Raw genomic sequence first — 22,141 nt, 5'->3', positions numbered from 1 at the left:
CAGGGTGCATCCTCTTCAAGCCGGCGAAGGCAGGCGGCGCGGCAGGCAACTGCCGGCGGACGGCGCTGTCCACTGCTACGTTCGCCCGGAGCCAAGCTGCCAGTGATAGCCGGCCATTTTACGCGTCGGCGGGAATTGGCTGTGCGCGGCGGCGCTCGCCTAGGGCGAAGCTGGGGGCTGAGTTCAGGTGCGTCGGCCAGTGCCAGCGTTCGAGCCGCTCTCAACGAGGCCGGGTGCTAGCGCGAGCGCGGGCCGTTCCCGCCGTTCCCGTTCTTCGCGTCGTACTGGTCCTGGCCGCCCTTCTCGCCGCTTCTCGCCCCGCCGCCGTGCGGCGCGCCGACGAGCACCTCGACACCTGCGGCCGTCAACACTTGTGCAAGCGCCGGCGCGGGAGCCTCGTCGGTAACGAGCATGTCTACGCCATCCGCGGCGAACGCGTGCAGCAGCGCGCTGTGTCCAAATTTGGCGTGATCCGCCGCCACCACCCGACGCTCCGCCTGAGCGAACGCCGCGAGCGAATACGCGACGTCGGCGGGAAGCGCGTCCATGAAATGCGCCTGCATGTCGATCGCGGTCACCGAGACGATCGCGTAACGCACATGGAACTGGCGCAGAAAACCCTGAACGCTGTCGCCAATCGCGGCGCTATCGTCGGCACGCACTTCGCCGCCCGCGATGAACACGCGGTTGCCGTTGCGCGGCGCGAGCAGCCGGGCCACTTCGATGGAGTTGGTCACGACCGTGAGCCGCGAGCGCGCTGTCAGCGCCCGCGCGATATGCACGCAGGTGCTGCCGCCGTCGAGAATCAGAGAATCGCCGTCGCTCACCAGTTCAGCGATGCGCGCGCCGATTGCCCGCTTGCCCGCAAGGCTGGCCGCCATGCGCCGCTCGAACGGCGGTTCGTCGAGGCGCTCGGGCAACATGATGCCGCCGTGGACTTTTAGAAGCAGGCCCTGCGCAATCAACGGTTTGATATTGCGGCGAATGGTCTCGTCTGAAACCTCGAAGCGCGCGGCGAGACCGGTGATCGTACAGGTGCGTTGCTCGCGGACAAGCTGCAGAATTTCGCTCTGGCGTTGGGTAGAGAACATGGAGTGCACGAATGTGGGCTTCGGTGAGTCTAGCAAAAACCACGGTTCGGGGTGGCCATCCTCATTGATTTCCACACACATCCACATTTAAATCCGCAGTGAGTGCAGAGCCGATGACCTGCGCTAGCGCCGCGTGACTCAGCCTGCACAGTACCCTTACAGCTAATAAATGACGGCTCTGTGTCGAGACAGCATCTTAGATGCTTGCAACAACGCCCGTTGCATTATGTGCATTGATGCGGCAATCTTCGCGCATCACTCCTCTGATTCAACACATGTCCACATCCATCCCTCAGCACGCGCGCGTCGTCATCATCGGCGGTGGCATCATTGGTTGCTCCGTTGCGTACCACTTGACCAAGCTCGGCTGGACCGACGTGGTCCTGCTGGAACAAGGCCAGCTTTCCTGCGGGACGACGTGGCATGCGGCCGGTCTCGTCGGCCAGTTGCGGGCTCAGGAAAGCATGACGAAGCTGATCCGCTATTCGACCGCGCTCTACGCAGAACTCGAAGCCGAGACGGGTCTTGCAACGGGCTGGAAACAATGCGGCTCGCTGTCGGTCGCCCGCACTGCCGAGCGGATGACTCAACTCAAGCGCACCGCCGCCGTGGCTCGCGCGTACGGCGTGGCCTGCGACGTGATCGGCGCGCGCGAGGCCGGCGATCTATGGCCTGTCATGCGCACCGACGACCTGCTGGGCGCCGTCTGGCTGCCCGGCGACGGCAAGGCGAATCCCACCGATCTCACCCAGGCCCTCGCTCGCGGCGCCCGCATGCGCGGCGCGCGCATCGTCGAGAACACGCGCGTGACGGCTATCCACACACGCGACGCCCACGGCGCACGGGAAGCGACTGGCGTCGCGTGGCGCAACAAGAACGGCGACGAGGGCACGATCGGCGCCGAGATCGTCGTGAATTGCGCCGGACAGTGGGCCAAGGCCGTGGGCCGCCTGTGCGACGTGACGGTGCCGCTGCACTCGGCCGAGCACTACTACATCGTCACCGAACGCATTGCCGACGTGCACCCCGACCTGCCCGTCATGCGCGATCCGGACGGCTTCATCTATTTCAAGGAAGAAGTGGGCGGCCTCGTCATGGGCGGTTTCGAGCCCAACGCGAAACCGTGGGGCATGCAAGGCATTCCCGAACACTTCGAATTCCAGCTGCTGCCCGACGATTGGGATCAATTCGAAATCCTGATGACGAACGCGCTGCAACGCGTACCCGCGTTCGAAACGGCGCAGGTACGCCAGTTCTACAACGGTCCCGAATCGTTCACTCCCGACAACAACTTCATGCTCGGCGAGGCGCCCGAACTGCGACGCTTTTTTGTCGGCGCGGGCTTCAACTCGATGGGCATCGCCTCGGCGGGCGGCGCCGGCATGGCGCTGGCCGAATGGATTGTGGCGGGCGAGCCGACCATGGATTTGTGGCCGGTCGACATTCGCCGCTTTGCACGCTTTAATGGTAACGACACGTGGCTGCACGATCGCGTGAAGGAAACGCTAGGCCTGCACTATGCGATGCCGTGGCCCAATCGCGAACTCGACAGCGCCCGTCCTTTTCGCCGCTCGCCGCTGTACGCTTTGCTGCGCGAGGACGGCGCGTGTTTCGGCAGCAAGATGGGCTGGGAGCGCGCGAATTTCTTCGCGCCGACGCGCGACGAAGCACGCATCGACTATGCGTTCGGCCAGCAAAACTGGCTGCCGTTAAGCGGCGCCGAACACCGTGCGTGCCGCGAACGCGTGGCGCTATTCGACATGACGTCGTTTTCCAAATTTCTTGTGAAAGGCCGCGACGCGCAAAGCGTCCTGCAAAACCTGGTTGCGAACGACGTCGACGTACCGCCGGGCACCACGGTCTACACCGGCATGCTCAACGAACGCGGCAATTACGAATCGGACTTCACGCTCACGCGCCTCGCCGCAGATCAGTACCTGCTCGTTACCGGCACGGCGCAAACCACGCGCGACTTCGACATGATCGATAAAGCAATTCCGCACGATAAGCACTGCGTGCTCGTGGACGTGACGAGCCAATACGCGGTGCTCGCCGTGATGGGGCCGCGTTCGCGCGAACTTCTGCAAAGCGTGTCGAAAGCAGACTGGCGCAACGAGTCGTTCGCGTTCGGCCAAAGCCGCGAAGTCGATATCGGCTATGCAACCGTGCGCGCGACCCGCCTCACCTATGTCGGCGAACTGGGCTGGGAGCTGTACGTGCCGGTCGAATTCGCAGTGGGCGTGTACGAGATCCTGCATGAAGCCGGCAAAGCGTTCGGCCTCGTCAATGCGGGCTACAACGCGATCGACTCGCTGCGTATCGAAAAGGGCTACCGCGCATGGGGCCGCGAGCTCACACCGGACACGAATCCGTTTGAAGCGGGCCTTGCATTCGCGTGCAAACTCGACACCGACATTGCATTCCGCGGCCGCGACGCACTGCTCGAACTCCGCGACAAACCGCTGCGCCGCCGCATGGTGGTGCTGACCGCGGACGGCGCAGCGGATCGCATGCTCTGGGGCGGCGAAGCGATTCTGCGCGACGGCAAACCGGTCGGCTTCGTGAGTTCGGCGGCATTCGGCCATACGCTCGGGTGTCCGGTCGCGATGGGCTACGTCAATAACTCCGATGGCGCAGCAGACTCCGCCTATCTGACGAGCGGCGTATATGCGATCGACCTAGCCGGCGAATTGCTGCCGGCTACTCTTCACCTGAAGGCGCCTTACGATCCCCGGTCCGAGCGAATCCGCAACTAGCGCGCAGCATCTAGCGTCCGCCGCGCGCCATGCTCGAAAACACGCCGTCGCGGCGGATCAGGCCATGAAACAGCGCCGCCGCGAGATGCAGCAGCACCGTGCCGAACAGCGCAAAAGCAAGCCACGTGTGCAACGCGCGCAGTACCGCGAAAAGCTCGACGTTATGCGGCGCGATCGGCGGCAAATGCAACGGACCCCATAGCGTGAGCGGATAGCCCGCCGCGGACAGCATCGCCCAGCCGATCAGCGGCATCGCAAACATCAGCGCATAGAGCACCGCGTGCGAGCCCTTCGCCGCCATTTTTTGCGATGCGGGCATGTCGCGAGGCAATGGCGGACTGCCGCGGCGGATGCGCACGCTTGCGCGTATCACCACGAGCAGCAGCAAAGCGATGCCAAGCGGCTTGTGAATCGCAATCAGCGTGTCATGCGCGCGCGACACCGTTGCGACCATGCCGACGCCGATAAACAGCATCGCGACGATGAGCGGCGCCATCGTCCAGTGCAGAAACCGCGCTAGCGGACTGAAGTGCGTGCGGGTCCACGTCATGAGCGCTCTCCATGTGTCGTCGGGATCTGATGAAGTTCCGGATGCAGCTTTTCCTCGCGCGTGCGTCGCTTGAACGACAGCGCATAGGCCGCCGAGCGCGCGGCAAGCAAAGGATCGTCGGACGGCGCGATGCCCGCCGGCACGATCGTCGGATCGAAGTTGACGTCGCGGCAAGTGCCGTTTTCCTGCGACGTGCTGCGTTCGATCACGAGCGTCCCCGCATCGATATTTTCCCGATCGGAGGGCCATTGCAGCGTGGCGTCGTCGGTGGGGTCGCCCGGATGAGCAACGGTCAGGATCAGATGCCAGCGCAACGGTCCGCTCTGCAGACGCTCGTCCAGGTCCGCCGCGAGAAAATTCTTCTCGGCCTTTTGCGCGTCCGTAATTGGCGCGTACGGCGTCTCCGGCACCATCGCCCAGCGCACCGCGCGCGTGTCGCCGGCCTGGTTAGTGAAGCGGAACGCGTTGATGCCGTAGTACGCGGCGTTCGCGAGGCTCGACGAAGGCGGATGCGCTTTCACCCACGCCTGGAAGGGTTGGGTCTCCGGATTGGCTGCATAAAAGGCCTTGAGCCGGGCCGGGTCCGGTTTGCCGGTCGCCGGATCGGGCGTTGCGGCGAGCAGTTGCTGATAGAACTGCTCAGGTGTATGCACGGCGAAGACCGGCGTCGAATTCATTCCGGTGCGCCACTGCTCTCCGTCCTTCAATTGAAAGAGCAGCGCGAGACTGCGGACCGGGGAACTCGTATCGGGCGCGGACGGATTGCCGCCGGGCACCGCAAAGCGTCCGGTGACCGGCGTGCGTCCGGGCGCGAATACGACCGCGCGCGAGACGCGCTCGCCTTGGCCGTTACTGTCGAAATAACCTTCGACGCACAGGCCCTTCGCATGATTGCGTCGATAGCCCGGATGCGGTTGACCCGCCACGGCCTGAAGCGTATTGACGATGCGCGGCGCGCTCAGGCGTTGCGGCGTCAACCACCCCGCCGTATAAGCGAAGCCGCCTGCGGACAGAAGCACGACGGCGCCTATCGCGGCAAGCCGGCACGGCACGCAACGAGGTGGATGATCGGGAACGGTGTTTTTTGTCACGGAGACTCCTTGCCGAATCGAGGCGTTGATTTGCTAACACGCGCGACGCAAGTCTATTCCGTTCAATTTCCGACGCGCCCGTTCGCCACGCGCGCCGGCCGTCGGCAATTCAACGCCCTCAATTCATGCTGCCCGTTGGCCTGGCGTCGCTCGCGACGCGGTTCGCGGCCGCCTCGGCAGCAAGCGCCTGCTTGTGCTGTTCGACCATATGCGCGAAGACGGGGCTGACGTCCGGATATGATGCGTCGGTCACGTAATCGAGACCGTTCTGTTGTGCCTGGATCAGTTCCTGGTAGACCTCAGCACGGGTTTTTCCCTGCGCGAAAACATTCGACGAAGCGGCCAGAACGACGACGGACAATGCGGCAAAAGCGATCTTCTTCATGATGAACTCCGGTGAGTTGGTTGCGGGTTTGCATCAGGGAGAACCACGCCTCACCGGCTTTTATTCCTGCGCAAGCCACGTGGAGAAAACATTTCCGTTGCGCGGAATAAAGCACTTCGCGAACGGGTTTGCTAGCTTCCGCGACGCTGCGATGGCACAGTAAAAGATGTTGCGCAAACCCGGTGACGAGAACGGAATAAACCGCAGCGCGGCGGTGTTTGCACCTCAATAGCCGGATTTTGCCCGGAGACCTTTTCCCATGAACCCGACCGACGCCCCCAACGATTCGCCGCTTTCCGAAGCCGACATTCAGGCCTACGCCGACGGCACGTTGTCGCCGGCGCGCGCCGCGTTTCTGCGCGACTATCTCGGCCGCGATCCGGCGGAAGCCCGCCGGGTCGCCTTTTACGGCAAGCTCAACGAACAGATGCAACGCTCCTTTCAGACCGCCGACGAACCCGAGGCTAGCGCGTTCAACGGGCGGCGCAACGCCGGCAGCCGCTGGGGCAGCGCGGTGAGGCTGCGCTTGCGCAAGCCGCTCAAGGTGCTGGTTGCGCTCGTCATCGCGTGCATCGCCGTGAGCGGATGGTTCGCGGCCACCGAGGTCACGCGGCAGGCGCTTAACAACGCAGCCATCATGGCGTTGGCCGAAACCGCCGCCGCCCCGTTTCCCGCCGGGTCGCCGACTCGCAGAGACCCGTCCGCTCCCAACCTCGAAGCAATCGGGCTGCGGCTCGTGGATCAGCGCGTCGTGTCGCTCGGTCTGCTGCAGCGCGCCACCGAATTCATTTATCTGAATGGCGATAACGAGCCCGTCGTGGTGCTGTCGACGCTCGCACTGCTCGCACCCGCTCAGCCGCAATGGTCGGCGCGCCGCATCGGCGATGTGCGGCTGTTGACATGGACGGCGCAGCGGCAGCGCTTCGTGGTCGCCGGCAATGCACGCACACACGGTCTGATGCGCGCCGCCGACGTCATGACCATGCAATGACAACGCACGATCTTGCGGCGAGTCGCTTAATCAACGGAATAAAATGCGTTCACGCGTGTTTGCACTACAAACGCGTGCGACGCCCGACGAAGCGCCGCCGCTCCGTGTCCACGAGAGGCCCCATGACCGGGATGAATAATGGATGTTCGTGACGAGTTGATGGAACACGTGCCGCGCTTGCGGCGCTATGCGCGGGCGCTGATCAACAATCGCGACCTCGCGGACGATCTGGTGCAGGACACGCTCGAACGCGCGCTCGGCCGCACCGAAATGTTCCAGGCCGGCACCGATCTGCGCGCCTGGTTATTTACGATCATGCACAACGTATTCGCGAATCAGGCGCGCAAGGCGTCGTCACGCGCGGTTCACGTGGCGGTCGACGACGAAAGCGTGCATGAAAGCGAGTTCGCCGTGCCGGCGCAACAATCCCGTTCGCTGGAAATGCGCGATCTCGACTACGCGTTGCAGCGTTTGCCCGTCGAGCAGCGCGAAGTCGTGCTGCTGGTGGGGCTGGAGGAAATGAGCTATGCCGACGTCGCGCTCGCGCTGAACGTGCCTATCGGTACGGTCATGTCGCGGCTTTCGCGCGGTCGCGAACGGCTTCGGGCATTGATGGCGGGCAGCCAGCCCGGTGCGAAATTACAGGTGGTGCGATGAGCGAGCAAATTACGCCAATTAGCGAAGAAGAACTGCACGCCTATGTGGACGGCACGCTGTCCGAGGAACGACGTGCGGACGTCGAGCGCGCGCTCGAACAGAATCCGGATCTGGCCACGCGCATCAGCGATTATTTCTCGCTGAACAGCATGTTCCATGAGCGCTACGACCGCGTGCTGAACGAGCCCGTGCCGAAGCGCTTGCAGCCGGGCGCGCCGCGCCGCTCGCGCATCGCGGCCAATTGGCCGCAGTTCGCGGGCATGGCGGCGGCGCTGGTAATGGGCATTGGCATCGGCGTCGGCACGCACATGGGACGCGACACGTTGTCTTCGGTGGCGGGTTCGTCCGACACGCGCCCTGTCAGTGCGGACAGCACCGAAGTACTCGCGCGTCAGGCTGCGGTTGCGCATGTCGTCTATATGCCGGCGGTGGACCGGCCCACCGACATGAACGCGGATCACGAGCAGGACTTCGTGAAGTGGCTGGCAAGCCGCCTCGGCACGAATGTGCATCCGCCCATGTTGTCGAAGGCAGGCTTCGCGCTCTCCGGTGGCCGCCTGCTGCCCGGTCCGGACGGCGACACCGCGCAGTTCATGTATCGCGGCCAGAATGGCGAACGGGTGACGCTGTGCATCTCGCGCCGCAAGGTGAACGCGAACACGACAGCGTTCAAGCTGTATCAGGACGGGCCGGTCAACGTGTTCTATTGGGTTGACGGCGATTTCGGCTATGCGGTGTCAGGCGGTATCGATCGCAAGCAGTTGCTGCAACTGTCGCATGACGTGTACTCGCAACTGACGGGAGCGGCGGCGCCGTCGAGCTGATGCCGGTACGGCCTATTGTGCTCGTCAGCGCGAGCTCGACTTCACGAGTTCGCGCGGCGTGATGCCGAGGAGCCGCCCCATCCAGTGCGCCATATGGCTCTGGTGTGCGAAGCCCGCGTCGAGCGCGACCTGGCTGGCGCTCAGCCGGCCTTGCAGCAACAACATTCGCGCGCGTTCTACGCGCCGCTGCACCACATATTGATGCACAGGCACGCCGAGCGTCGCGCGAAATAGCACCTTGAAGTACGGCACGCTGAGGTCGGCAAGCGCGGCAAGCTCGCTCAACGTGAGACGCCGGTCGAGATGTGCTTCGATAAACTCCGTCACACGCGCCGCTGTCCGCGGTGCGAGCGTGCGCCGCTTGTTGTCTAGCGACGCAGCGCCGCCAATCAGCCGTACCACCATTGCCGTACACAGACTTTCGGCATAGAGCGGGTCAGACGCGACGTCTGCTTCCAGTTCCGCACGCAACGCCCACGCCAGGTGCTGAAAACGCGGATCGCGCATCTGGAATTGCGGGCGGATCTGCGCGCCGTCTGGTTTGAGCGCCAACTGTTCAGCGGTCCTGCGCGCGAAATCTTCGCCGATCCAGATGCTGAAAATCGTGCAGGCCGATTCATCGCTCCACTGCCCGTCGAGTCCTGCCGGAATCACGTCGGCGTCGCCGTGCGCCTGAATGCGCGAGTGCGGTTTCTCGTTGCAACGACAGTGCGCGCGGACAGGCGCGCCCACATGCACGCCGATTCGATGATGCTTGAAAGCAGGTATCCGGTGCACGCCAGCTGACACGTTCACCAGCTCCGCGCCGAAACCCTGCCAGCCGAGCAGCCGGCTCGAACGCAGCGCAATACGGGCGCCGCTATGCGCGGGTGGGATCTGCGTGCGGGTCTCTGGGACGGCATTCATCGTTTATCTCGCGGATAGCAGTCGGTCTGCGGGCATTGTGCATGGTTTTTAGCGCCTACGCTGAGTACGCCTCCTGACTTCCCGTGCGCAGCGCCGACGAGCAACAAGTCATCCGAATCTGCTCACGGGCATCCTTGCATGCGCGTTTTGCGCTTGGCGCGTCCTTATGATCCTCTCATGACGATCCGGTAAGGAGCACCTGATGTTCGTGATTTTTGGAGCAGGCGGCAATGTTGGCAAAGTGAGCGTAGCCGCGTTGCGACGCGCCGGCCGCGACGTGCGCGCCGTGGTTCATAGCGTGGCGCAGGCCGATGCGTTCGAGCGAATCGGCTGCGATGTCGCGGTCGTGGATTTGCACGACCGGGCAGCGGTGGCGCGCGCATTAGAAGACGCGCACGCGGTGCAGATTGTGTGTCCGCTGCCGCGCCATGACGACGACCCGGCAAACGCGATGCGCGACATGATCGATGTGAGCGTCGAAGCATTGCGCGCGAATCCGCCGCCGCACGTACTCGCGCTTTCGGACTATGGCGCCGAGCATCCGAGCGGAACGGGCATCACGACGCTTTTCCATTACCTCGAAACGCAGCTCGGTACCGTCGACACCCGGTTGACGTTCCTGCGCGCGGCCGAGCATATGCACAACTGGGCGCGCGTACTGCCGCTCGCATTGTCCAAGGGCGTGTTGCCGAGCCTGCATCATCCGCTGGAAAAGCGCTTTCCTACTGTGGCTGCGCAAGATGTCGGCGCGCTGGCGGCTCAATTGCTGCTCGACGTCGAGCCGCGTGAGCGTTCGCCTCGCGTGGTGAGCATAGAAAGTGAAGTACGCGTCAGTGTGAACGAAGTTGCCCGCACTATCGGCGAACTGTCGGGCCGGCCTGTCGTGCCGCACGCGGTGCCGCGGGAGCAATGGGCCGCGATGCTCGAAGGCGCGGGCTTGAGCGAGCAACACGCGCGGCTCATCGTGGATCTGTACGACGCGCACAACGCGGGACGCATCGACGTGCAAGCGGGCGTTAGTGAACGGCGATTCGGTCCCACTGCGTTGGCGCAGGCGTTAGCGACGATCATGCCGCAGGACGCGGCACAGAACGGTTGATCGAGGACCACGGAGATGTCGACCTGCCCTTTGAGATGCGAGGCGAGAAGAATGGCCAGCCGTGCGAGCGGCTTGCTCGCGCTCGTGATGACTTTATCGGCACTGCTGGGCTGGCGTGCGCTTCGGGATCTGCTCAATGCGATTCCCGACAGCAACGATGATTTCAGCTTGTTTTAAGCGGTGTTTTTGCGCTGTTGTGACGGTCGCAGCGGCAGGCCCAAGTACATGAGGTATGGCGCCAACAAACTGACGAGTCCCCGTATTCGAACGAATCAATGTGCTTGAATGGGCAGCCGTTCACTCAATGCAGACACTCGGCCAGAACGTGTTTGCTATAGCACGACACCTGTTGCTGCCTCCCCGCCCCGCAACCGCCTTCAAACCTCGCAAGCTACTTTATTTTTTCATTTATATTCAGCGACTTATGTGAGTCTTCCAGCTTGCCCGGTTCACGTTGGCACACCCTATGCAAATACCCCTGTGAGCGCGACAAATAGTGCTCTTCCATCCAGACCGAAGACCCTTCACAGGAGATTTACCATGAGCTCGCTGACCATCAAAGATATCGCCCACACCGAAGAACTTTCCGCCAAGGCTCTGTCCGCTGTACGCGGCGGCAGCAACTACAACGCGGGAAACCTCAACCTTGCCTACGGTGGCGGCTTCGCCAGCCCGGGCGTCGTAGTGGCACCCGTCACGCAGACGGACACGTACACGAAAGTCGAGATCCCGACGATCCAGAATTTCGGCGGCCTGCAGCTTGCCAAGGCGTAAGTTAAGCGCCGCGGAGAGTCGCGCTGACAGCGGATGCCGTCCGATCCCATCGAGGTGCGCTCTCCCCGCTTGCACGTCGAACCACATTCTTTAAACCGAAACTGAAACAGCTCCAGGAGACCTACCATGACCTCACTGACCATCAAAGATATCGCCCATACCGAAGAACTGTCCGCCAAGGCCTTGTCCGCTGTACGCGGTGGCAGCAACTACAACTTCGGAAACGGCAATGTTGCTTATGGCGGCGGCTTCGCCAGCCCGGGCGTCGTAGTGGCACCCGTCACGCAGACGGACACGTACACGAAAGTCGAGATCCCCACGATCCAGAATTTCGGCGGCCTGCAGCTTGCCAAGGCGTGAGTTAAGCGCCGCGGAGAGTCGCGCTGATAGCGGATGCCGTCCGATCCCATAGAGGTGCGCTCTCCCCGCTTGCACGTCGAACCACACTCTTTAAACCGAAACAGAAGAAACAGCTCCAGGAGACCTACCATGACCTCGCTGACCATCAGAGATATTGCCCACACCGAAGAACTGTCTGCCAAGGCTCTCTCCGCTGTACGCGGCGGCAGCAACTACAACTTCGGGAACTTCAATGCTGCTTATGGTGGCGGCTTCGCCAGCCCGAGTATCGTGGTCGCACCAGTTACCCAGATCAGCACGTACACGAAAGTCGACATTCCCACGATCCAGAATTTCGGCGGCCTGCAATTTGTCAAGGCGTGAGTCCAGGGATCGGGCGTCGCAAGCCCGGACCGCATGATGGATGCTTTGCAGCGTGTGACGGCTTCATACCCGGGAGCACAGTGGGAAGACCAGGCGGTTGGTCCAGCCATCGCAGTTCGTTCTCCTTCCGAACCCTCCAGACTTGTTCCCGAGGTTCGGATCTCGGAGCCCGCCGGCCAGTCCGCCCGGCGGGTTTTTTTCATGGGCTGTGGCTCAACAGCCAGGCGATCGCGAACATGCGGGCTTGGCATTCTCTCCGTCGTGAATGCGCACGACGAACGCATGCGCAGGTGCAGGCCAATGCCTTACGGTTCTTCGCCGGCGGTCGTCGACGGGCTCATTGACGCCAGAATCTGGTCGCGGCAAGCCGCAAGGATTTCGTCGGCCAGCGGCGAATCGTCCGGGCAGGCGCGCGACATGACAATCGCACCGACCGCATGCGCCAGCATGTCGAGGGACCTGGCTCGCGCCTGGCTCGTGTCCGCACCGTCCCCCGCACCGCCTTCCGGGCAAAGCACAGTCAGCAGCTTCTCAATGCCGGCCGCAAACTCGGCCCGAACTGCGTCCGACTGACGTGCGGCATCCCCACCCAGCGCAGCCATTGTGCAACCGGTCGCGCGGGCGTCGCGGTGCTCGCGGGAAAGGTAGTACCGCACAAACTCAGGTGCGTCGACACCCGCGCTCAGCGCCACGGTCTGCGCCATACCGCAGGCCGTCGATTCCGCCATCAGATCGGACTTGGAGCCGAACTGCTTGTAAAAGCCGCCGTGCGTGAAGCCAGCGGCTGCCATCAGATCGGCAACGCCCACTCCATCGTAGCCGCGCTCCCGAAACAGCTTTGAAGCCGTCTCGACGACGTGTTCCCGGTTGGCCTGCGCCTGTGCTTTGGTGATCTTCATTTCGTGACCACAGTGGTTCATGTGCTCGATGGCTCGATTATACATTGATGTCGATCATCATCAAAACCTTGACACGTTAGATTATGCTCATCATCATTGCGTCCATTGACAACCCAGAAACTGACCGACATGACCGCAAAGACGCTTTTCGAGCCGTACGCCCTTGGCCGCCTGACGCTTGCCAATCGCTTTGTCATGGCACCGTTGACCCGTAATCGCGCGGGCGCGGGGCTCGTGCCAAGCGAACTGGCCGCGACCTATTACGCTCAGCGCGCTTCGGCTGGCCTCATCATTACCGAAGCCACCCAGGTGTCGGCCCAGGCTCAGGGCTATCAGGACACGCCGGGTCTATACACGCCTGAGCAAATTGCCGGCTGGCGCACGGTCACCGAGGCCGTGCACGCCAAGGGTGGGCACATCTTCGCGCAGCTCTGGCACGTCGGGCGCGTTTCGCACGCCGATGTCCAGCCTGGCGGCGCTGCGCCGGTCGCGCCTTCGGCGATCCGCGCGGAGACAAAGACCTTCGTCAACAACGCATTTGTCGATGTATCCCAGCCGCGTGCGCTGGCGCTTGTCGAATTGCCGGGCATCGTGAACGATTTCCGTCAGGCTGCGGCCAACGCGATTGCGGCCGGCTTCGACGGCGTGGAAATTCACGGTGCGAACGGCTATCTGCTGGAGCAGTTCATCAAGGACGGGGCCAACCAGCGCACTGACGCCTATGGCGGCTCTATCGAGAACCGTGCGCGCCTGTTGCTGGAAGTCGTCGCGGCCGTGGTGAAAGAAATTGGTGCCGATCGCACCGGCGTGCGCATTTCTCCTGTGTCGCCGGCAAACGGCATTTCGAGCAGCGATCCTCAGCCGCAGTACGACTACATCGCCGCGCAGCTCAGCGCGTTGGGCATCGTCTACCTGCACGTGGTCGAGGGCGCGACGGGCGGCCCACGCGATTTCGCACCGTTTGACTACGACGCACTGCGGCAGCGGTTCAGGCAGACCTATCTCGCCAACAATGGCTACGGCCTGGAGCTCGCCACCGTCAGGCTCAACGAGGGCACCGCAGACCTGTTCGCGTTCGGCCGTGCCTTTATCAGCAATCCCGATCTGGTCGAACGCCTGAAGACCGGCGCCCCGCTGGCTCAGCCCGATTTCGCCACGCTCTATGGTGGCGGCGCCGCGGGCTACACCGATTACCCAACCATCACCGCTTGAGGCGCGCAGCGCTTGCGCCCCATTCAAACCACTCATTCGAAGGAAACTACTCATGACCACACTTCCGACTGTTCTCGTCACCGGCGCATCCTCCGGCATCGGTGCCATCTACGCCGAGCGCTTCGCACGCCGCGGCCACGACCTTGTGCTCGTTGCACGCGACAAGGCACGCCTCGATACGCTCGCCGCACGCCTGCGTGAAGAAAGCGGTGTTGCCGTCGAAGTGCTGCAGGCTGACCTGACCCAGCCGGGGGACCTGGCGGCAGTCGAGACTCGTCTGCGCGACGACGCTCGCATAGGTATCCTGATCAATAACGCGGGAATGGCCCAGTCGGGCGGATTCCTGGAGCAGACCACTGAGGGCATCGAACGCCTGATCACGCTCAACACCACGGCGCTGACACGGCTGGCAGCCGCGGTCGCTCCGCGCTTTGTCGAGTCGGGCACAGGCGCCATTGTCAACGTTGGCTCGGTGGTGGGCTTCGCGCCCGAGTTTGGCATGACGATCTACGGCGCGACCAAGGCGTTCGTGCTGTTTCTGTCGCAGGGATTGCACCTCGAGTTGTCGCCCAGCGGCGTCTATGTGCAGGCGGTGCTGCCGGCAGCGACCCGTACGGAAATCTGGGAGCGCGCCGGCATCGACGTCAATTCGCTTACTGAGGTGATGGAGGTCGGCGAACTGGTTGACGCGGCGCTCGTCGGTTTCGACCGCCGCGAACTGGTCACCATCCCGCCTTTGCATGTGGCCGGCCGCTGGGACGCGCTGGATGGCGCGCGTCAAGGGCTTCTGTCGGATATTCGACAGGCGCACGCGGCCGATCGCTACCGGTCAGAAGCCTGAGCACTGAGGCTTCTGTTTTACCCGAAACCCAGCCATGTCTTATCGACCGGTACCCGACATAGGTAGCTCGATGACCATCACGCACACACAACGCTCGCGCGCGTTGCAGACGATCGACTCGACCGGCAAGGTTAGCCAGTCGGCAATGTCCTATGCCCGTGCACAGAACAGCCAGATCGGGGCGGCCGGAACCACCTTCGCTTACCGCGAGCTTGGCCCGCACGGCTGCATTCCGCTGATCCTGCTCAATCACTGGGGCGCCGTGCTGGACAACTTCGATCCGCGCATCGTCGATGGCCTCGCTCGCAAGCATCGCATCATCGCCATCGACTATCGCGGAATCGGGCTGTCTGGCGGCCTCGCGCCCGTGACAGTGGATGAGATGGCGCGCGACACCATCGCGTTGATTCACGCGATGGGTTTCAGTCAGGTCGATCTGCTCGGCTTTTCGCTCGGCGGTTTCGTCGCGCAGGACGTGGCGCTAAAGGCGCCGGATCTGGTGCGCAGGCTTATCCTCACAGGTACGGGGCCCGCGGGCGGTCGGGGCATCGACCGTGTGGGGGCCAAGTCCTGGCCATTGATGCTCAAGGGCCTGGTGACGATGCGCGATCCCAAGACTTATCTGTTCTTCACCTCTACCGCCAATGGCCGCGCGGCAGCGAGCGCATTCCTGAAGAGGCTGAAGGAACGCACGGCGGAGCGCGATAAGGGGCCGACACCCCGCGCGTTGCTTCGCCAGCTCAAGGCGATCAAGGCTTGGGGCCGGCAGGCGCCGCAGGATCTCGCCCGCCTGCACATGCCTGTCCTGATCGCCAATGGAGACAACGACATCATGGTACCTACCGCCTTGAGCCGCGATATGGCCCGCCGCATTCCCAACGCGCAATGCGTCGTTTACGAGGACGCAGGACACGGAGGCATCTTTCAGTATCACACCGACTTCGTGATCAAAGCGCTGGAATTCCTGGCGCATTGAAGACATCGCGGCCGGCGATAGGTACCCAGAACTGGATTCAGAACACCATGAAAGCGCTCACCTTCAAACGCTACGGCAAGACACTTGAAATCGGGTTCGCCGAAGTGCCCCGCCCCACGCTCAAGCCTGATGAACTGTTGGTCCAGGTCCACGCGGCGGGGTTGAACCCAATCGACAACATGATTCCGTCGGGGACCTTCAAGCCCGTCCTCAAGTTCGAGCTGCCCGCTACGCTGGGCAGCGATATTGCCGGTGTGGTGACCGAGGTCGGCAGTAACGTGACACGTTTCAAACCGGGCGATGCAATCTTTGCCAGCCTTTTCGATCTCGGTAGGGGCTCAATCGCTGAATTCGCGGCGGTGCCGGAGAGCGTTGCTGCGTCGAAGCCTGTCAACCTCGATTTTGTGCAGGCCGCGGCCGTTCCAATGGTCGGGCTTACATCGTGGCAGGCGTTGAAAGAGCGCGCCAATCTTCAAGCCGGCCAGAAAGTTTTCATTCCTGCCGGGTCGGGCGGCATTGGCACGTTTGCGATCCAGCTCGCAAAGCACTTGGGTGCCCGCGTGGGAACGACAACCAGCACGGGCAACGTACAACTGGTAACCGGTCTGGGTGCAGACGAGGTTGTCGACTATAAGAAGCAGGAGTTCGAGAAAGTTCTGGACGGCTACGACGTCGTGCTCGGCACCATCAGAGGCGATGCGATTGAGAAATCCATAGGTATTCTCAAACCGGGGAGCAAGATCGTGTCGCTCATCGGGCCGCTGGACGCAGCGTTCGCCCGCGCCCGCAGGCTGAACTTTATTTTGAGGTTGGTATTCGGCCTAATGAGCCGCAAGATCAAGCGGCTCGCGAAGAAGCGGGATGTGGCGTATTCATTTCTCTTCATGCGCCCCGACGGAACCCAACTCTCTGAAATCGGCGAACTCCTCAAGTCGGAACAGGTTCGTCCAGTGATCGATAAGGTGTTTCCGTTTGAGCAGGCGAAGGAAGCGCTCGAATACCTGGCCCAGGGACGCGCCAGGGGCAAGGTCGTCGTGAGAATGAAGTGAGTTCCGGAGGGGCGTAGCTCTGGGGCGCAGGTGCAGACGGCCTCGATTGCGAGCGAAGCGTTAGCCTGTCTGGCGGCCGATGACCGCGCTAACGCACGACGCATATAAGGGTCACTGGAAACGGATCGTTCGACCGATGTGGCGGTGCTTCGACGGGCGCTCGCGCTCAGAAAACGCCTCGACATTCCACATGAGGCCGCAGTCTCTCCGCGCGATGCATTTCGCCCGTTATAGCGTCCCAAGCCGCTTTCTTGCCTCGTCATTCGAACGGGTTTTGCTTACGGCCAGCGATACGCCAGCACGCGTTCGAGCGGATAAGCCAATTCCCTCACCTCTCCAAGTTGGTTGCCTCCGAACAGGTAGACGTTGTCGGCGTCCGATCGGATAAAGAACCCGACATGTCCTTTCCATTCGACGGCGTCGTCGGCAGTCAACACTGCAACGCAACCAAGTCTCGGCGCAGCGAGCGGATTGCCCCATGAGAGCCACGAGCGAGCTAATGCCGATCCCGTTCCGGGAATGCCTGACTGCTTCATACACCAGTTGAGGAATGACGAGCACCACGAAATCTTGTCGTCATAACCGGCGAGTTGAGTTGTGTTGTTGTATTCGGCAATCCTCGGGTTGGATTCTCCTGGTCCGTAACGGCTGACGCCCCGTTCCTTGAACGCAATATCCAGCCAGGCAGGCGTGAATCCGGTCGCTGCTGGCTCATAACGAACCCCGTCACGCATAAATGTGCTCCTTACAGGTGGTCCTCTTCGAGTGGGCGGTAGATTGCATGCGGCTGTCCGGAATTACCGCCCAATAACGACCGCCGTATGACCGGTGTTGCCATTCTCAGGGGTAATTGGCAAAGCCGGCTCGTGCCATGCATTAGACAGCAACAGTCGATTTTCTTGCGCCGGTCGGCTAATAAACCGGCATGCTGTGTAACACGCGCCAGAAGATTCTTCATCGGTTGCATTCAATACGCTTCCGATATTCAGTTCAGTACTCTCGAAGGTTGCGAGCGAGCAATCGACGACCGCGCCTGCGGGATGTGCAGCGACCTCAGGCGGCGCGGTGATGCGACGACGCAGCGCGATCGCACCGGTGTTGACCAAATGAAGACGGACCCAAAACTCGACCGGAACTGGCTCAAACGCACCCTCGGCGATGCGATGCACGCAGTGTTCTGAGGTTCGGTGCGGACAGCAGCCTGAGGATGATCGTCACGAGGTTGCAGCTTTTTCATGTCCCCGTTTTCATCGCTTGTGCCATCATCGGGCGCCCCACTTTCAGAACTATCCACTATGTCGCTCAGGAATCAAGTAACGGCCGTCTTTCTCTTAATTGTTCTCCTCGCGGGGCACGGCAAAAGCATGGCGGCCGAAAAGGTGCCCGCCGGCAAGGCTCTAGAAAAGACGACCCTTCATTGGGCCGAGAAAGGACGGACAGCCGACGCTACTGTCTCCGAAGGTCCGCCGATCGACGGCAAGCGCTCGGTTCACTACCACGTCGAATACGCAGGGTCTGCCCAGTGCCGCGCCGTCTTCGATGGCAACGCCCGTTTTCACTCCGACACCGACGAGGCCGGCGACAGTAGCGAAGCGCTGCCGAACGGTGACTGGGCCACGATAAATCAGTTCCGCGACATGGGGCCGAATGGCCTCTTGGTTCTTACGCTCGATGTGGATGCAGCGCATCCGCGTTTCATCGATTTCAGCCTTGAGCACCCCTCCAGGCCAGCCCAGCCCTGCGTTCCGGTGGAGGGCGTCCGATTCATGACATTTGCCGATCAGACAGCGACGGTGCCGGCTGCGGACGTGAAGAAAGGCGGCAAGCGACCGGCTGTCTACACCAACGTGCGCTATGACTTCTCTATTCAGTATCCGGCGGATCTACTTGTAAAGGGCCGCGAGTCAGACAACGGCGACGGCGTGCAGTTTTCAGCGCGATCAGGTCATGGAGACGTCGCGGTTTGGGAGCCTGTCAGAATTTTAGTGTGCCGAGGTCATGAGACGATAACGGAAACAACGTCCTATGACCGAAGCAACTGTGACTAAGAAGATCAAGAACCCGAAGGCGCCGAAGCTGTTTCCCGATGAACTGATCGATCAACTGCTGGCGCAGATTCAAAACAAGGATGCGGAGTCGGTTCTCGGCGAATCGGGCCTGGCCGGGCAACTGAAGAAGCAACTGGCTGAGCGCATGCTGGCGGCGGAGCTCACGCATCACCTGGAGAACGAGGTTGAGCAAGGCAAGGCCGGCAACCACCGCAACGGCACGAGCCATAAGACGGTCATCACGCCCAACGGCGAACTGAATCTGGATATCCCGCGTGATCGGCAGGCAACGTTCGAGCCGCAACTGGTCGGCAAGTATCAACGCCGGCTGCCGGGCTTCGACGATCACGTCATCAGCATGTACGCGCGCGGCATGAGCGTGCGCGAGATCCAGGGCCATTTGCTGGAACTGTATGGCCTGCAGGTGTCGCCCGATCTGATTTCGACTGTCACCGATGAAGTGCTGGCCGAGGTCGAACAGTGGCAGCAACGCCCGCTTGAGGCGATGTATCCGATCGTGTATTTCGACGCACTTCGGCTGAAGATCCGCGACGAAGGCACGGTCAGGAACAAGGCGGTGTATCTCGCGCTGGGCATTCGCGCCGACGGCCGCAAGGAAGTGCTGGGTTTGTGGATCGAGCAAACCGAGGGAGCCAAGTTCTGGCTGAAGGTCTTCAACGAACTGAAGAACCGTGGCCTGCACGACATCCTGATCGCGGTGGTTGACGGTTTGCGCGGCTTCCCGGAGGCGATCGAAGCGGTCTATCCGGCCGCCCAGATTCAGACCTGCATCGTGCATCTGATCCGCAATTCGCTGAATCTGGCGAGCTGGAAGGACCGCAAGCCGTTGGCGGCTGCGCTCAAGCCGGTCTATCAGGCCGCCTCGGCCGAGGCGGCGGCAGTGGCGCTCGACGCCTTTGCGCAAAGCGAATGGGGCCGCAAATTCCCTACCGTCGCGGCCATGTGGCAACGCCAATGGGAACAGGTGATTCCCTTCTTCGCCTATCCCCCCGAGGTGCGTCGAATCGTTTATACGACCAACGCCATCGAGAGCATGCACATGCAGTTGCGCAAAATCGTCAAGAATCGCGGCCACTTCCCCAGCGACGAAGCCGCCAGCAAACTGCTGTATCTGGCCTTGCGCAACATCGAAAAGGATTGGAAGATGCCGCCTATCACCTGGCGGCAAGCTGTCAATCAGTTCGCCATTCTGTTCGGCGAGCGATTCACCGCCGCCATGAGCTGAGATTTTTTAACCGACCTCAGCACACAAAATTCCTGACACCTCCCGGTTTGGGGCCGATATAACGCGAACGGTGAGACGCCGGCACAGCTCCTTCGCTTTGAGCAATCAGTGCAATGTGCCGGCGAACAGGCCAGCTTTGAGGTCAGCAAGCGCAATCTCATCGCCTTTTCGTGCCGGACACCAAAAGGCGAGATTGTGTACCAGAAGATGCTGATCCACGGCGACACCCTTGTCGCGGTCCAATTCTCGTACCCGGCCGGCGAACAGTCCTTCTGGTCGCCGATAATCACCGACATGACAGGTTCGCTGCAGGTCAGATAGGTGCAATAGGGACTGCGTCATCGGCTCTGCGCCGCATACACGCGAGCAAACTCATTGACCCTTTGAGTGACCGATCCCGTCGATCTGGAAGCGATCGAAGAAGCCCGTACTTCACATCCGTTCGCTCGATCCTTGCAAACCGGTCGATATAAAGGTCAACGCGGCTGAACGGCGGCTCTAAAGTCACGCAGTCTCGACCCGCCAGTGGCAGGCTGATTTCCCTTCACGCGTCGGGACCGGCGAACATAGGCGTATAGAAGCGCTCAGCCCCACCAGGCGAGAGCCGATAAAACGACTTGAACATCTTCCCTCCCGCGACCGCCACAACCCTGGCAAACTCCTCGCCGGATTTTGGCGTGATGACCTCTCCATCTTCCACGACCGAATAAATATAGGCATCGCCGTATTTGGTCAGTCCCATTCCGCAATAGTAGGCATGACCGTGCGCAAGGACGTACCCAGCATCAAGTCGATCCGCGACTTCACTCGCAAGCTCGATCCCCACTCGGCTCGATGGATCTGTTAGATCGTCTGCTCGAACACGACCGGTGGCCTGAGACATATATAGACGGACTGCCCATATAAGGAAAATGGCTGCGCAGCAAGCGCCGACGACGCCAGCAGTGATTCAGAGGTATGTTGGCACTCCCGTTGCACGCACAGCATCGCGCCACTGGAACGTGGCAGCGAGTACTCCGATCACAATGAGCATCCGTAACATGACGTCAAGGCTTGGGGTGTTTAGCCGTTCTCGCCCGCCCCACTGAGCGACGCGTCCGCTATCCGCCGATCCGGCTCACCGCACGCAACTACGCACAGATACCGATTTCCGCCTACTCATTCTCATCAAAGTAATGCCCGAATTTGAGCTGCTTCGTACGGATATAGCGCTCGTTTTCCTCGCGCATCGGAATGGCGAGCGCGACGCGTTCGCAGACCGGAATCCCGTGTTTGGACAGTGTGTCGAACTTCTCGGGATTGTTGCTCATCAAGCGGACCGAGGTCACTTTCAGCGTGCGCAAGATGCCCGCCGCCGAGTCGTATTCACGTGAGTCGTCTGGCAGACCGAGATCGAGATTGGCCTCGACGGTATCGCGGCCCTGCTCCTGCAGCGCGTAAGCGCGGATCTTGTTCGACAGACCGATGCCTCGGCCTTCGTGCCCACGCAGATACAGAAGCACGCCGCAACCTTCGGCAGCGATATAGCGCAGCGCCAGATCGAGCTGCTCGCCGCAATCGCAGCGGTACGAGCCGAGCACGTCGCCCGTCAGGCATTCGGAGTGCAAACGTGTCAGCACCGAAGACCTGTTCGCGACGTCGCCCATCACGAGGGCAAGATGTTCGGCGCCGCTTTCAACCACGCGAAACACGTAAGAGGTGAACGTGCCGTAGCGCGTAGGAAGCGTGGCGGTGGCGTCGAGAACGACGCATTCGCCGTTGATGGCGCCGTCTACTACGGGCGACGGATCGTGAGACGTGAGCATGGCGTTAGACAAAGGTGCTGAACATGAACCCGATGAAACCGGGGATAAGGTACGGACAGGAGTTTACCGCTAATCGGCCGACCTCACCGTATGCCCATGCATAGCGCACGAATCTTGCACCAGCGAAGCGCCCGATGCACCGCTCGTGCAACAGTGTGAGGCCGCACTACCCGAAGTAAACGCTTCGCGCGCTCCAGGTATTCCCGAACACACTGGCT

26 protein-coding genes are annotated in these 22,141 nt (G+C 61.8%); 15 read left to right on the top strand and 11 right to left on the bottom strand.

Annotated features, from left to right (window positions below; all coding sequences use genetic code 11):
• Positions 1 to 236: 236 nt before the first annotated feature.
• A complete protein-coding gene (locus OH764_RS22805) occupies positions 237 to 1,091 on the bottom strand; it encodes a DeoR/GlpR family DNA-binding transcription regulator (RefSeq protein ID WP_498850904.1) in 855 nt (284 codons plus the stop codon).
• Between the two features lie 275 nt (positions 1,092 to 1,366).
• Between OH764_RS22805 and OH764_RS22800 the strand changes: the two genes are divergently transcribed.
• Positions 1,367 to 3,847 carry a GcvT family protein gene (locus OH764_RS22800; protein WP_498850903.1) on the top strand — a complete coding sequence of 827 codons (2,481 nt, stop codon included), beginning with the start codon at positions 1,367 to 1,369 and terminating at the stop codon, positions 3,845 to 3,847.
• A gap of 10 nt (positions 3,848 to 3,857) precedes the next feature.
• On the opposite strand, the gene OH764_RS22795 is transcribed toward OH764_RS22800, so the two are convergent.
• The 3 genes from OH764_RS22795 to OH764_RS22785 form a co-directional block, all read right to left on the bottom strand.
• On the bottom strand, positions 3,858 to 4,397 hold the full coding sequence (locus OH764_RS22795) for a cytochrome b (RefSeq protein WP_498850902.1): 540 nt from the start codon (positions 4,395 to 4,397) through the stop codon (positions 3,858 to 3,860).
• Positions 4,394 to 5,488, bottom strand: coding sequence for a catalase family peroxidase (locus OH764_RS22790; protein ID WP_498850901.1), 1,095 nt, complete (start codon positions 5,486 to 5,488; stop codon positions 4,394 to 4,396). The genes OH764_RS22795 and OH764_RS22790 overlap by 4 nt, the downstream gene beginning before the upstream one ends.
• A 118-nt stretch (positions 5,489 to 5,606) precedes the next feature.
• A complete protein-coding gene (locus OH764_RS22785; protein WP_498850900.1) occupies positions 5,607 to 5,873 on the bottom strand; it encodes a DUF4148 domain-containing protein in 267 nt (88 codons plus the stop codon).
• A gap of 259 nt (positions 5,874 to 6,132) precedes the next feature.
• On the opposite strand from OH764_RS22785, the gene OH764_RS22780 reads away from it, so the two are divergent.
• The 3 genes from OH764_RS22780 (at position 6,133) to OH764_RS22770 (ending at position 8,345) form a co-directional block, all read left to right on the top strand.
• Positions 6,133 to 6,864: an anti-sigma factor family protein gene (locus OH764_RS22780; protein WP_498850899.1), complete on the top strand. Its 732-nt coding sequence runs from the start codon at positions 6,133 to 6,135 to the stop codon at positions 6,862 to 6,864.
• 138 nt (positions 6,865 to 7,002) lie between these two features.
• A complete protein-coding gene (locus tag OH764_RS22775) occupies positions 7,003 to 7,521 on the top strand; it encodes a sigma-70 family RNA polymerase sigma factor (RefSeq protein ID WP_020071522.1) in 519 nt (172 codons plus the stop codon).
• Complete coding sequence (locus tag OH764_RS22770; RefSeq protein ID WP_498850898.1) at positions 7,518 to 8,345, top strand: anti-sigma factor family protein; 828 nt, start codon at positions 7,518 to 7,520, stop codon at positions 8,343 to 8,345. Before OH764_RS22775 ends, OH764_RS22770 begins: the two co-directional genes overlap by 4 nt.
• Positions 8,346 to 8,369: 24 nt before the next feature.
• Here OH764_RS22770 and OH764_RS22765 read toward each other — a convergent pair whose 3' ends face one another.
• Positions 8,370 to 9,251 carry a helix-turn-helix domain-containing protein gene (locus OH764_RS22765; RefSeq protein ID WP_498850897.1) on the bottom strand — a complete coding sequence of 294 codons (882 nt, stop codon included), beginning with the start codon at positions 9,249 to 9,251 and terminating at the stop codon, positions 8,370 to 8,372.
• A gap of 202 nt (positions 9,252 to 9,453) precedes the next feature.
• Here OH764_RS22765 and OH764_RS22760 point away from each other — a divergent pair, with 202 nt between their 5' ends.
• The 5 genes from OH764_RS22760 (at position 9,454) to OH764_RS22740 (ending at position 11,847) form a co-directional block, all read left to right on the top strand.
• On the top strand, positions 9,454 to 10,350 hold the full coding sequence (locus tag OH764_RS22760) for a Rossmann-fold NAD(P)-binding domain-containing protein (protein ID WP_498850896.1): 897 nt from the start codon (positions 9,454 to 9,456) through the stop codon (positions 10,348 to 10,350).
• A gap of 51 nt (positions 10,351 to 10,401) precedes the next feature.
• Entirely contained in the window at positions 10,402 to 10,527 is a 126-nt protein-coding gene (locus OH764_RS22755) for a hypothetical protein (RefSeq protein WP_498850895.1), read from the top strand.
• Between the two features lie 363 nt (positions 10,528 to 10,890).
• Complete coding sequence (locus OH764_RS22750; protein ID WP_020068015.1) at positions 10,891 to 11,124, top strand: hypothetical protein; 234 nt, start codon at positions 10,891 to 10,893, stop codon at positions 11,122 to 11,124.
• Between the two features lie 126 nt (positions 11,125 to 11,250).
• Entirely contained in the window at positions 11,251 to 11,484 is a 234-nt protein-coding gene (locus OH764_RS22745; RefSeq protein WP_088173780.1) for a hypothetical protein, read from the top strand.
• A 129-nt stretch (positions 11,485 to 11,613) separates the two neighbouring features.
• Positions 11,614 to 11,847, top strand: coding sequence for a hypothetical protein (locus OH764_RS22740; RefSeq protein WP_498850894.1), 234 nt, complete (start codon positions 11,614 to 11,616; stop codon positions 11,845 to 11,847).
• A gap of 305 nt (positions 11,848 to 12,152) precedes the next feature.
• Here OH764_RS22740 and OH764_RS22735 read toward each other — a convergent pair whose 3' ends face one another.
• Entirely contained in the window at positions 12,153 to 12,746 is a 594-nt protein-coding gene (locus OH764_RS22735) for a TetR/AcrR family transcriptional regulator (protein WP_498850893.1), read from the bottom strand.
• Positions 12,747 to 12,875: 129 nt separating this feature from the next.
• On the opposite strand from OH764_RS22735, the gene OH764_RS22730 reads away from it, so the two are divergent.
• The 4 genes from OH764_RS22730 (at position 12,876) to OH764_RS22715 (ending at position 16,824) form a co-directional block, all read left to right on the top strand.
• Positions 12,876 to 13,958, top strand: coding sequence for an alkene reductase (locus OH764_RS22730; RefSeq protein WP_498850892.1), 1,083 nt, complete (start codon positions 12,876 to 12,878; stop codon positions 13,956 to 13,958).
• A gap of 52 nt (positions 13,959 to 14,010) precedes the next feature.
• Positions 14,011 to 14,799, top strand: a complete 789-nt coding sequence (locus OH764_RS22725) for an SDR family NAD(P)-dependent oxidoreductase (protein WP_498850891.1) — start codon at positions 14,011 to 14,013, stop codon at positions 14,797 to 14,799.
• Between the two features lie 145 nt (positions 14,800 to 14,944).
• Positions 14,945 to 15,775 carry an alpha/beta fold hydrolase gene (locus OH764_RS22720; protein WP_498851265.1) on the top strand — a complete coding sequence of 277 codons (831 nt, stop codon included), beginning with the start codon at positions 14,945 to 14,947 and terminating at the stop codon, positions 15,773 to 15,775.
• 47 nt (positions 15,776 to 15,822) lie between these two features.
• Positions 15,823 to 16,824 carry an NADP-dependent oxidoreductase gene (locus OH764_RS22715; protein ID WP_498850890.1) on the top strand — a complete coding sequence of 334 codons (1,002 nt, stop codon included), beginning with the start codon at positions 15,823 to 15,825 and terminating at the stop codon, positions 16,822 to 16,824.
• A 278-nt stretch (positions 16,825 to 17,102) separates the two neighbouring features.
• On the opposite strand, the gene OH764_RS22710 is transcribed toward OH764_RS22715, so the two are convergent.
• Together OH764_RS22710 and OH764_RS22705 are read right to left on the bottom strand one after the other, a co-directional pair.
• Positions 17,103 to 17,558, bottom strand: a complete 456-nt coding sequence (locus tag OH764_RS22710; RefSeq protein ID WP_498850889.1) for a C40 family peptidase — start codon at positions 17,556 to 17,558, stop codon at positions 17,103 to 17,105.
• A 63-nt stretch (positions 17,559 to 17,621) separates the two neighbouring features.
• Positions 17,622 to 17,993, bottom strand: coding sequence for a M15 family metallopeptidase domain-containing protein (locus tag OH764_RS22705; protein WP_498850888.1), 372 nt, complete (start codon positions 17,991 to 17,993; stop codon positions 17,622 to 17,624).
• A 126-nt stretch (positions 17,994 to 18,119) separates the two neighbouring features.
• Between OH764_RS22705 and OH764_RS22700 the strand changes: the two genes are divergently transcribed.
• Together OH764_RS22700 and OH764_RS22695 are read left to right on the top strand one after the other, a co-directional pair.
• Positions 18,120 to 18,872, top strand: a complete 753-nt coding sequence (locus OH764_RS22700; protein ID WP_498850887.1) for a hypothetical protein — start codon at positions 18,120 to 18,122, stop codon at positions 18,870 to 18,872.
• Positions 18,850 to 20,118: an IS256 family transposase gene (locus OH764_RS22695; protein ID WP_408968216.1), complete on the top strand. Its 1,269-nt coding sequence runs from the start codon at positions 18,850 to 18,852 to the stop codon at positions 20,116 to 20,118. The genes OH764_RS22700 and OH764_RS22695 overlap by 23 nt, the downstream gene beginning before the upstream one ends.
• A 105-nt stretch (positions 20,119 to 20,223) precedes the next feature.
• Here the strand turns inward: OH764_RS22695 and OH764_RS22690 are convergent, their stop codons facing one another.
• From OH764_RS22690 to ribA, 3 genes are all read right to left on the bottom strand, one after another.
• Complete coding sequence (locus OH764_RS22690) at positions 20,224 to 20,460, bottom strand: hypothetical protein (protein WP_498850886.1); 237 nt, start codon at positions 20,458 to 20,460, stop codon at positions 20,224 to 20,226.
• Positions 20,461 to 20,662: 202 nt separating this feature from the next.
• Positions 20,663 to 20,944 (bottom strand): hypothetical protein, encoded by a 282-nt coding sequence (locus tag OH764_RS22685; RefSeq protein WP_498850885.1) that lies wholly within the window; start codon positions 20,942 to 20,944, stop codon positions 20,663 to 20,665.
• Positions 20,945 to 21,272: 328 nt separating this feature from the next.
• Entirely contained in the window at positions 21,273 to 21,923 is a 651-nt protein-coding gene (gene ribA, locus OH764_RS22680; protein ID WP_020070431.1) for a GTP cyclohydrolase II, read from the bottom strand.
• Between the last annotated feature and the right edge of the window lie 218 nt (positions 21,924 to 22,141).

Source organism: Burkholderia sp. M6-3 (assembly GCF_050858985.1).
GTDB classification, from domain to species: domain Bacteria; phylum Pseudomonadota; class Gammaproteobacteria; order Burkholderiales; family Burkholderiaceae; genus Paraburkholderia; species Paraburkholderia caledonica.
The sequence above is the reverse complement of the archived record's forward strand: the minus strand, read 5'-3'. Positions and strand labels throughout refer to the sequence as shown.

Coding starts and splice junctions, on each gene's coding strand:
- OH764_RS22695 (WP_408968216.1), top strand. CDS start 18,850: ATGACCGAAGCAACTGTGACTAAGAAGATCAAGAACCCGAAGGCGCCG.
- OH764_RS22785 (WP_498850900.1), bottom strand. CDS start 5,873: ATGAAGAAGATCGCTTTTGCCGCATTGTCCGTCGTCGTTCTGGCCGCT.
- OH764_RS22800 (WP_498850903.1), top strand. CDS start 1,367: ATGTCCACATCCATCCCTCAGCACGCGCGCGTCGTCATCATCGGCGGT.
- OH764_RS22765 (WP_498850897.1), bottom strand. CDS start 9,251: ATGAATGCCGTCCCAGAGACCCGCACGCAGATCCCACCCGCGCATAGC.
- OH764_RS22745 (WP_088173780.1), top strand. CDS start 11,251: ATGACCTCACTGACCATCAAAGATATCGCCCATACCGAAGAACTGTCC.
- OH764_RS22750 (WP_020068015.1), top strand. CDS start 10,891: ATGAGCTCGCTGACCATCAAAGATATCGCCCACACCGAAGAACTTTCC.
- OH764_RS22740 (WP_498850894.1), top strand. CDS start 11,614: ATGACCTCGCTGACCATCAGAGATATTGCCCACACCGAAGAACTGTCT.
- OH764_RS22735 (WP_498850893.1), bottom strand. CDS start 12,746: ATGAAGATCACCAAAGCACAGGCGCAGGCCAACCGGGAACACGTCGTC.
- ribA (WP_020070431.1), bottom strand. CDS start 21,923: ATGCTCACGTCTCACGATCCGTCGCCCGTAGTAGACGGCGCCATCAAC.
- OH764_RS22715 (WP_498850890.1), top strand. CDS start 15,823: ATGAAAGCGCTCACCTTCAAACGCTACGGCAAGACACTTGAAATCGGG.
- OH764_RS22720 (WP_498851265.1), top strand. CDS start 14,945: ATGTCCTATGCCCGTGCACAGAACAGCCAGATCGGGGCGGCCGGAACC.
- OH764_RS22775 (WP_020071522.1), top strand. CDS start 7,003: ATGGATGTTCGTGACGAGTTGATGGAACACGTGCCGCGCTTGCGGCGC.
- OH764_RS22700 (WP_498850887.1), top strand. CDS start 18,120: ATGTCGCTCAGGAATCAAGTAACGGCCGTCTTTCTCTTAATTGTTCTC.
- OH764_RS22770 (WP_498850898.1), top strand. CDS start 7,518: ATGAGCGAGCAAATTACGCCAATTAGCGAAGAAGAACTGCACGCCTAT.
- OH764_RS22730 (WP_498850892.1), top strand. CDS start 12,876: ATGACCGCAAAGACGCTTTTCGAGCCGTACGCCCTTGGCCGCCTGACG.
- OH764_RS22725 (WP_498850891.1), top strand. CDS start 14,011: ATGACCACACTTCCGACTGTTCTCGTCACCGGCGCATCCTCCGGCATC.
- OH764_RS22780 (WP_498850899.1), top strand. CDS start 6,133: ATGAACCCGACCGACGCCCCCAACGATTCGCCGCTTTCCGAAGCCGAC.
- OH764_RS22690 (WP_498850886.1), bottom strand. CDS start 20,460: ATGACGCAGTCCCTATTGCACCTATCTGACCTGCAGCGAACCTGTCAT.
- OH764_RS22710 (WP_498850889.1), bottom strand. CDS start 17,558: ATGCGTGACGGGGTTCGTTATGAGCCAGCAGCGACCGGATTCACGCCT.
- OH764_RS22795 (WP_498850902.1), bottom strand. CDS start 4,397: ATGACGTGGACCCGCACGCACTTCAGTCCGCTAGCGCGGTTTCTGCAC.
- OH764_RS22755 (WP_498850895.1), top strand. CDS start 10,402: ATGGCCAGCCGTGCGAGCGGCTTGCTCGCGCTCGTGATGACTTTATCG.
- OH764_RS22760 (WP_498850896.1), top strand. CDS start 9,454: ATGTTCGTGATTTTTGGAGCAGGCGGCAATGTTGGCAAAGTGAGCGTA.
- OH764_RS22805 (WP_498850904.1), bottom strand. CDS start 1,091: ATGTTCTCTACCCAACGCCAGAGCGAAATTCTGCAGCTTGTCCGCGAG.